The 7,740-nt window shown below is 59.1% G+C and carries 8 protein-coding genes; 6 read left to right on the forward strand and 2 right to left on the reverse strand.

Annotation, left to right across the window (positions count from 1 at the left end):
• Nucleotides 1-15 precede the first annotated feature (15 nt).
• The 6 genes from SGJ19_01450 to SGJ19_01475 all read left to right on the forward strand — a co-directional run bounded on the left by SGJ19_01450 (nt 16) and on the right by SGJ19_01475 (nt 7,162).
• Nucleotides 16-1,122 carry a hypothetical protein gene (locus tag SGJ19_01450; protein ID MDZ4778900.1) on the forward strand — a complete coding sequence of 369 codons (1,107 nt, stop codon included), beginning with the start codon at nt 16-18 and terminating at the stop codon, nt 1,120-1,122.
• Nucleotides 1,119-2,114 carry a hypothetical protein gene (locus SGJ19_01455; protein ID MDZ4778901.1) on the forward strand — a complete coding sequence of 332 codons (996 nt, stop codon included), beginning with the start codon at nt 1,119-1,121 and terminating at the stop codon, nt 2,112-2,114. Before SGJ19_01450 ends, SGJ19_01455 begins: the two co-directional genes overlap by 4 nt.
• A gap of 9 nt (nt 2,115-2,123) precedes the next feature.
• Nucleotides 2,124-2,366: a hypothetical protein gene (locus tag SGJ19_01460; GenBank protein ID MDZ4778902.1), complete on the forward strand. Its 243-nt coding sequence runs from the start codon at nt 2,124-2,126 to the stop codon at nt 2,364-2,366.
• Complete coding sequence (locus tag SGJ19_01465) at nt 2,363-2,869, forward strand: type II toxin-antitoxin system VapC family toxin (protein MDZ4778903.1); 507 nt, start codon at nt 2,363-2,365, stop codon at nt 2,867-2,869. Before SGJ19_01460 ends, SGJ19_01465 begins: the two co-directional genes overlap by 4 nt.
• Before the next feature lie 32 nt (nt 2,870-2,901).
• Nucleotides 2,902-5,679, forward strand: a complete 2,778-nt coding sequence (locus SGJ19_01470; GenBank protein MDZ4778904.1) for an SNF2-related protein — start codon at nt 2,902-2,904, stop codon at nt 5,677-5,679.
• A 487-nt stretch (nt 5,680-6,166) separates the two neighbouring features.
• Nucleotides 6,167-7,162, forward strand: coding sequence for a hypothetical protein (locus SGJ19_01475; protein MDZ4778905.1), 996 nt, complete (start codon nt 6,167-6,169; stop codon nt 7,160-7,162).
• Between the two features lie 23 nt (nt 7,163-7,185).
• Here the strand turns inward: SGJ19_01475 and SGJ19_01480 are convergent, their stop codons facing one another.
• Together SGJ19_01480 and SGJ19_01485 are read right to left on the reverse strand one after the other, a co-directional pair.
• Nucleotides 7,186-7,554 carry a DUF6036 family nucleotidyltransferase gene (locus SGJ19_01480; GenBank protein MDZ4778906.1) on the reverse strand — a complete coding sequence of 123 codons (369 nt, stop codon included), beginning with the start codon at nt 7,552-7,554 and terminating at the stop codon, nt 7,186-7,188.
• A partial coding sequence (locus SGJ19_01485) for a hypothetical protein (protein MDZ4778907.1) occupies nt 7,521-7,740 on the reverse strand: 220 nt, incomplete at its 5' end. The genes SGJ19_01480 and SGJ19_01485, both read right to left, overlap by 34 nt.

Consider the following 7,740-nt stretch of genomic DNA (forward strand, 5'->3'; position numbering starts at 1 on the left):
CTGGCGCCGCGGCGATTGTCGGCCGAAGAGCGCCACGGGTTGTATCTGGGCACGCAGATGCGCAATCAGATCATCCTGCTCGAACCGCGAGAGTCGTCCTCCAACCATCTCGGCAATCCGGATCTGCTTGCGTACGCGAAGCGCGTGAAGGCCGCCAACGATCTCGCCAATTCTCCCGGCAATGCGGATTTGCGCCGCCGCTATGAAGACATCAAGCGCAATGAATCGCTTCAGTTGTTGCGCCTGCTCAAGGGCGCCGGGCTCGCCTACATCCGCATCGAAAGCTGGTCCGAGACTGCCGGCGCCACGCAGTTCGAGGAAGAACCCCTAGGTCAAGCAAGCAACAAGCTGGAAGTCGTCGAGCAGCTTCGTACCCAACTCTATCCGCCATCGCTTTTTGTCGAGCACCTGCGCGACAACCTCGCCTCGTTCATCGGACAGCGCGTCGAGCAGGTCGATCGCGCCTACCGCAGCACGCTTGGATTTCCAGTGCCGCTCGACGTACCAGCTATCACCCAGGCAGTGCGCTATCTGGCCGAAGACCCGGCGCGGATACTCGGGCTGAAACACCAACGCGGCGGTGGCGGATTTTGTGGCGAGCCAGTTGCCCTTTCGCAATCTGAATTCGATCAGGCGGAACTTGCCCATCCGTGGCCCGCTTCGATTCCCCCGACGCCGCCTGGACCCGGCCCGACGCCGCCACGGGATACCGGACCTACCGGCGATCCGCAACTACCCACGGGGCCCGAAACACCGCCGACACCATCCGGACGGCGCACCGAGGAACGCGCTACGCCGCACTGCACCGGCCTCGGTGAATTGCGCCAACAGGTGGCCGCGCGGTTGGTCGATCTCGATTCGCCGACCATACAGCAGGTTCGTTTTTCAATCTTCGCTGACTACCACAACCATGATTTTGGCGGCTTGCCGTCGGCGTATCGCGGCGGCCTGTCGGGGACAGGCGACCTCGGTGTCCAGATCGACATTTCGGTCCCGGGCCCATTGAGCAAGGCGCAACTAGAGCAGCAATGCGAAAAACTGCCTAACCTCACGGGCGCCACCTACTCCGCGCGCATGACGGTGTTGCTTGCCGACGCAATTGCGCAGGAGGCTGCCAGGTGAGTGCCCTAGATTCCGCCCTGCTGCTGGCACTCACCAGCCCGCCATCACGATTGCCTGCGCTGGAGGCTTGGCTCATGCAGGAAGTCTGGAGCGACGAAGCCTTCGCGCGCGCTGGGAAATCGCCGAAAAACTATCTACTGGCCGGAGAGCGACTGGTCAACGAACGTGAAAGCCTGCTGGCGACGACCGCGCCAGATGTGTATTCGGAACTCGCATCCGCGTCTGCCCCTGATCGCACCATCAGCGACTTCTTTGCCAAGAATCCACGCTCTGCCTCCGTGGTGTTCGACGGCTGCTCGTTGCGCGAAGTACCGCGGCTCGTCGAACTTGCGCGTGCTTCACGCCGCGCCGTGCTGGAACGCGGCTGCGGGCGCGCGGCCGTGCCGTCGGAGACGATTCAGTACGTCGCCAATCGTCTTGGCCTCGGTTTGCCTGCGCTTGGGCCGTCGCAGCTGGCGGCGCGCGGCGAATTGCGCGAGCGCAATGTCCGCTACTACTATTTCGCGCAGACAAACAGCTATCACACCATTGACGATGGCGATCATTCGCTGTTGCTCTGGTGCCGATTTCCGGATCAACGCTACACCGACAGCACTGCGGTGGACGAAGGTTTGTTCGATGGTGTCTGGGACGGTTTCGAAACAGCGTGGCGCAACACGGTACAGGCGCTTCCACCCGATCGCAGCGTACTTGTCACCAGCGACCATGGCTATGTATTCCTGAAGTCCGGATTCAGCGATACCCGACTCAAGAACGTCGACCGGGTGCTAAACGGCAAACGCTTTCGTTTTCACGAAGAGAACGAGGCCTTGCCGGAGCGGACACCCGGCCTGTGGCTGGACGAGTCGCGACGTCTTACCGTACTTGCCGGCCGGGGTCACAATCGGCCGCAGGCACCATCGGCCTCACAATCGGTTTATCGCCATGGCGGCCTGACGCTGATGGAAATGCTCACCCCATGGCTCGTGCTCGGGCCAGTCGGTTCTGCATAGGAGCGTGAAATGAAACAAAAAGTCGGAACGCTGCTCGAACAAGACGTCCTGCGTCGCGCCAAGCGGCGCGCCGCCGATGAAGGTCGCCCCTTGAGCGATGTAATCCAGGATGCACTGGAGAAATACCTTTCCGCGGGTTTGCCCGAGCCGGCGCGTCGTGAAGCCGCGTTTCAACTTTTTTGCGAACGGCCGATCAAACTCGCGCCGGAGCAATTGAAGGCCGTGCTCGAACACGATAGTTGGGACCTGTGAACCTCGACGACATTCCAACCGGCAGCCTGTGCGTGGTCGACACGAACGTGCTCCTCTACGCCGAACAGGGCGCCTCCAGCCAGGCGCAGCGCTTCATTCGTCGCTGCTCTTCAGGCGAAGTCTCCGCTACCCTGCCGCAAACGGTGTGGCAGGAGTTCACCCACAAGCTGATGCTCGCCGAAGCAATGATGCGCGGCCTCACCTCGGGCGGCAACCCTGCGTCACGCCTGGGCTCGCGCCCCGAGGCTATCAAGGGCCTGACCTTGTACAAGGCCAAGGTAAGAGCGCTCGTCGACCTCGGCTTCGGCTTCGAGCCCTGCCTGTTGCCCGACCTGCTCGACCGCGCATTCGCATTGCAGGAGCTCCACGGCCTGCTTACCAACGACTCGATGGTGCTTGCCGTGGCTCTGCGTCTCAAGGCCGACGTTCTGGTGTCTAGCGACAAGGCTTTCCGTGGCATTGCCGAGATCGACGTCCACTACCCCACCGACCTGCGGATGTAACGACGTGAACGCCCCCGAATGATCCCGGAACCGTGATCTACGCCGAAGACTGGGTGCGGGTGCGCAACCGCCCCGAATGGGGCACGGGTGAAGTGCTGAAGGTAGCGCAGAATCTTGGTGTCTATCAAGCAAGGGTGCTGTTCAAGACGTCTGACGGCGAGCGCGTCGAGACCGTACCGATCGAATGGCTTGAAAAAGCCTCCGACCTTTGGGAGCGTTTCGCCTCGAGCGATTTCGATGACCCGAAGGTCTATCGCCTGAAGCAAATGGCGTTCGATATGGTCCACGCCAATACGGGCGGCGAGTTGACCGCGAGCCGGGTCGATCTACTGCCTCACCAGATTCTCCTGGTGCATGACTTGATCGCTATCGCGCCGCGACGGATGCTGATTGCCGACGAAGTGGGCTTGGGCAAGACCATCGAGACTGGCATGTTGATCCGGGAACTGATCGCTCGAGGCGATGCTGAGCGCATCCTGATCGTTACACCCGCCGGCCTGATAGAAAACTGGCGCCGCGAGTTGGAAAGCGGATTCCGCATGCATTTCGACGTGCTCGGGCGCGACTTCCAGGACCACGGCTCGGCCGCCTGGGAGCGCCATGCGCACGTCATCGCGTCGATCGACACCTTGAAGCAATCGCGACGTCTGCAGCGCCTGCTCGCTGCGCCCGGCTGGGATATGGTGATCTTCGACGAAGCGCATCATCTTTCGCGTGCCCGAACCGGCAAGAAAACCGTCACCACACTGAACTACAAGCTGGCCGAAGCACTGCGCAACCACACGCGCGACCTGGTATTCCTTTCCGCAACACCGCATCAAGGCAACGCCTACCAATTCTGGTCGCTGCTGCAGCTATTGAACGATCAATTGTTTCCTGACCCGGATGCGATCAACAACCATCGCGGGCTGCTTAGCCGCGTGATGATTCGTCGCACCAAGCGGGAGGTTACCGATGCAGTCGGTGAGCCGATCTTTCGTCGCCGTCAGGTGCAGACCGACACCTTTTCTCTCGCACCGCGCGAGCGCTTCTTCTACGACCAGCTTTCCGAATATCTTCGCGAAGGGTATACGGCGGCAGGCATCGACCAGCGTACGACGAGCAGTGCGCAAAGGGCCATCGGCTTAGTGATGGTGACCTTCCAGAAGATCATGTCGTCGAGTCCGCGCGCGATCCGACAGGCGCTGCGCCGACGTCTTCTCGTGCTGCTGGCGCGCAAGCAACTGGACCTGGAGAACCGCCGACGCACGGTTTCGGCGTCGCAGGCGTCGCGGGGCGCAGAGGAAATCCTCAAAGTCAAGGATGAAATGCTGACTGTGGCGAACGACATACTCGGCGGCCATGTGCCGGAGTCGGAAGCCGAGAGCTACATCGGCCGCGTGCGGCGTCGCTTGCAACGGCGTGAGGAGGAGGTAGAGACAACATCGTGGTCGATGGACGGCGATGAGGAAGCCGATGAAGGCATTTTTGCCGAGGCCGGAATTCCGGCAGAGATCGAGCGCGTGCGCGAGTTGGTCAAGCTCGTCCCAAACGGCCCCGACCGTCGCTTCGAGACTCTTGCCCGTGCGGTGAGCAGTCTGCGTCGCGGCGAACCCAATGAGCGCTTCGTGATCTTCACGCAGTACCGCGACACGATGGAATTTCTCGCCGAAGAGCTGGGAAGGATGTTCGGTGCCGACAAGATCGCCACGCTAAAGGGTGGTCCGCTTGACGACAAGATCGCGGCAATGGAAGCATTTTGGCGCGAAAACGGCGCCCTCTTTCTGATTTCAACTTCGGCGGGAGGCGAGGGCGTCAATCTCCAGATCGGGCGAGTGCTGTTCAACTATGACCTGCCGTGGAATCCGATGGCAGTCGAGCAACGCATCGGTCGCATTCACCGCTACGGGCAACAGGACACGGTTCAGGTCTACAACCTGCTCGCCGAGGATACGGTCGAGGAGCGCATTTACGGGCTGCTACAGGGAAAGCTTGTTGATATTGCCAACTCGATCGGAAAAGTTGACGATCGCGGCAAGCCACTGGAGGACTTCGAAAGCGATATTCTCGGCTTGCTTGGTAGCAGGCCCGACTATCAGGAGCTTTTCAAGCGCGCGCTGATGGACCGCGACTACCAGCGCACTGAGTCTGAAATCAGCCGGATGATCGCCGAGGCGAACCGGGCTCGGGAAGCTCTAAGCGTGCTGTCGCAGGACCTGACCGGCTTCAACCTTGAGGCATACCGCCGCATCGAAGGGCACCATACGATGGATGAGCTCGGCGCGTGGATGCGCGCGATGGTGCTCCACCTCGGTGGCGCAACCATCCCTGACGGCAACTTCTGGAACATCCACGTGCCGGAGGCCCTCCAGCGCAAGTATCACCTTGCGCCACGCTATGAGCGTATGTGCTTTGACCGCGATCTTGCGTTGCGCGCGCGTGATTCAGAACTGGGTGGTATCGGACATCCGCTGGTGGATGCGCTTTTGTCCGAAGCGCGTGACGCGGAGTTCGCCGGATCGATTTCGCAATTGACTACGGGCGCTCAGGTGTTCGCCCGCTATCTGGTGCGCTACGAGGACGAGGCCGGCGAGGCACGCACGCGAGTGCTGACTTTCCGTTCGACAGTAAACGGACGGATTGAGGCAATTCCAAGTGTTGCCTGGCTGGCAACCGAAGGTGAGTCGCGGCAGCTTGGGACTACCTCGAGAGGCGAAACTTTGAAAGAGTCGTTCGCGAAGGCACTGGAGGATTACGTAATTGACTGGCAACCCGATCGCTCGAAACGGGCCCGGGTTCGGATTGAGTTGATCGGGATTCACCGTTCATAATCGCGAACGACGATAAAGCTTTGCGACGGCCAATTGCAGTAGCTATGCTGTCGGGCGAACAAATCGTGGCAGGTAGGGCTTTACGAATGGTCGGGCACACTATCCCCGGAACGTAGATACGAGGGCCCAGCGTGGTTGACCGACAATTCGAAGAAAGGTAAATATGAACTTGGGTCGGTTCAACTATTGCATTTCACGGCTCTCTATATATTGGGAGGAATCGCAAGCAGTGGCATCGCTAGACAACGTTGTAGCTCGACTTCGCGTCTAGCAGCCTGTCGGACTTGGGAATCGTCTGCTGCAAATCGACCGCAGCGGTCCATTTTTCACCGCCTTCTTGCCCCATAGCTGGGCTACGGGCCTTCGAATTCGGCAAAAACTGTCCTCGCTGGGGCCGATTTTCGCTTTCGACGCCCCAAGTCCGACAGGCTGCTAGGCCCAGTCTCCAAGCACAGACAGCGCATCCGGTTTTCGATCCGTTGTTAACGTGTTCAACCAGCGCACGGAAAGCAGTACCTTACCTACCAATGTTTCTTTTCGACTTTTCTTGGACGAAATTCACGCATCCAATTTTGTCGGCAATAAGTTGAGGCAACAGGTTCAAGAAATTATCTCGGGAACATCATTTAGCCCGATGGAGATGCTTGAATCGCTTGAGGCATTTTCAAAATCCTTCGGCGGAATTGTAGCAACCGTCTACAACGTGCGCGCCGCACTGGCGACGCTCGGTGTCGAAATTGATCACGTCGCAGATGGCGAGTATGAACTTGGCGCCCTATTTCCGCGCGATGTCATCGGTGAGAGTTTGAATGACCTTACGAAGAAATTTGACCATCTGAACCGGCTCGTCAGCGCAATTATGGAACTTCAGGGCGCAGCCGCACGTAGCCCACGAATTCGGACCATAAGCGCGTCATGGTGGCAAGTGTTCCTCGATCTTCAATCGGAGGCCGCCGTTCTGGTCTTGGTCGTTGCGCTGGAAAAAATTGTTGCCTTGTACAAGTCCAATTTGGAAATAAAGAAGCTTCGAAACGAACTCGCAAAAAATGACCTGTCTCCGGAGATCACCGCTCTTATCGACGCCGAGATCGAGAAGAAGGTTGAGGCTGGCATTGAAGCAATTGCGACTGATGTAAGGAAGAAAGCGAATGCAAATGTCGATCAGGCTCGTGCAAACGAACTAGAGGTTCAACGCAAGCTTGAACTAAAGCACGTTGCGAGGCGCCTGAATCAAGGCGCTGCATACGAAGTAGTCGCACGGCCACCACAAGAGCCGGCCGAATTAAACGCTGATCAATTAGCGGACCCGCTAACAGCGGAGTCCTATAAGAGTGCGCTATCGGCGTACGACGGACGCCAAGAAGCGACGATTTCGATAAATGCGCGAGGCGCCGAGACACACCTTCTGTCCTCGTCCGATAGCCAGGAAATGCCGCTTTTGATTACAGATGAACCCGCAGCGCACGAACAAGTGCCCAGGTGATCATCGATTCAAAGGCAAATCCATTAACAAATTCGCACTGATTTATAAGCGGTCAATGGACCAGGCCGCGAACGCATTGTCGGTTCGGCTACGATGCGTGCGTTCAGGCCGGCGCGCACCCATTCGATGTCGTTGGCGTTGGGGCGAATCAGCTTGGAGCAGGCGCAATCATTGGGGTCAAGAAACCAGGCAACCAGACCGCCCTTCAAGGGTAGCTGGATCAGACGGGTTTCCCAGCCTGCGGGAAGTGACAAAACGCGTGGCGACAGGGCGTAGGCGAAATAGCCCTTGTCGCGAGCGAACGCGCTTGACTCGCCGAGCTGCGCATTGATGTCCGATACGCGTTCCGGGTCGAACTTCAGGAAAAAATCAAGGTCAATCGACGCGACCATGCGTTGCGGCGGCTCAAGCACCGCGCCCAGTATCGACCGCTTCCGACCACGACGAAGTTGCGATGGTTCGTCAGACGCGCCGTTGCCAGCAACACCTCCTCGATTTGTTCGAGCTTCATGCCGGCAACTCCATGCACATCAGCGGCGAATTGACGCGCAGGACGCGTGCCTGTGGATCGCTCAGTC

The sequence above is a fragment of the Planctomycetia bacterium genome (genome assembly GCA_034440135.1).
Lineage (GTDB): Bacteria > Planctomycetota > Planctomycetia > Pirellulales > JALHLM01 > JALHLM01.

Bases quoted from the DNA above. Each gene is read 5' to 3' on its own strand.
- SGJ19_01480 (MDZ4778906.1), bottom strand. From the start codon at position 7,554: ATGGTCGCGTCGATTGACCTTGATTTTTTCCTGAAGTTCGACCCGGAA.
- SGJ19_01460 (MDZ4778902.1), top strand. From the start codon at position 2,124: ATGAAACAAAAAGTCGGAACGCTGCTCGAACAAGACGTCCTGCGTCGC.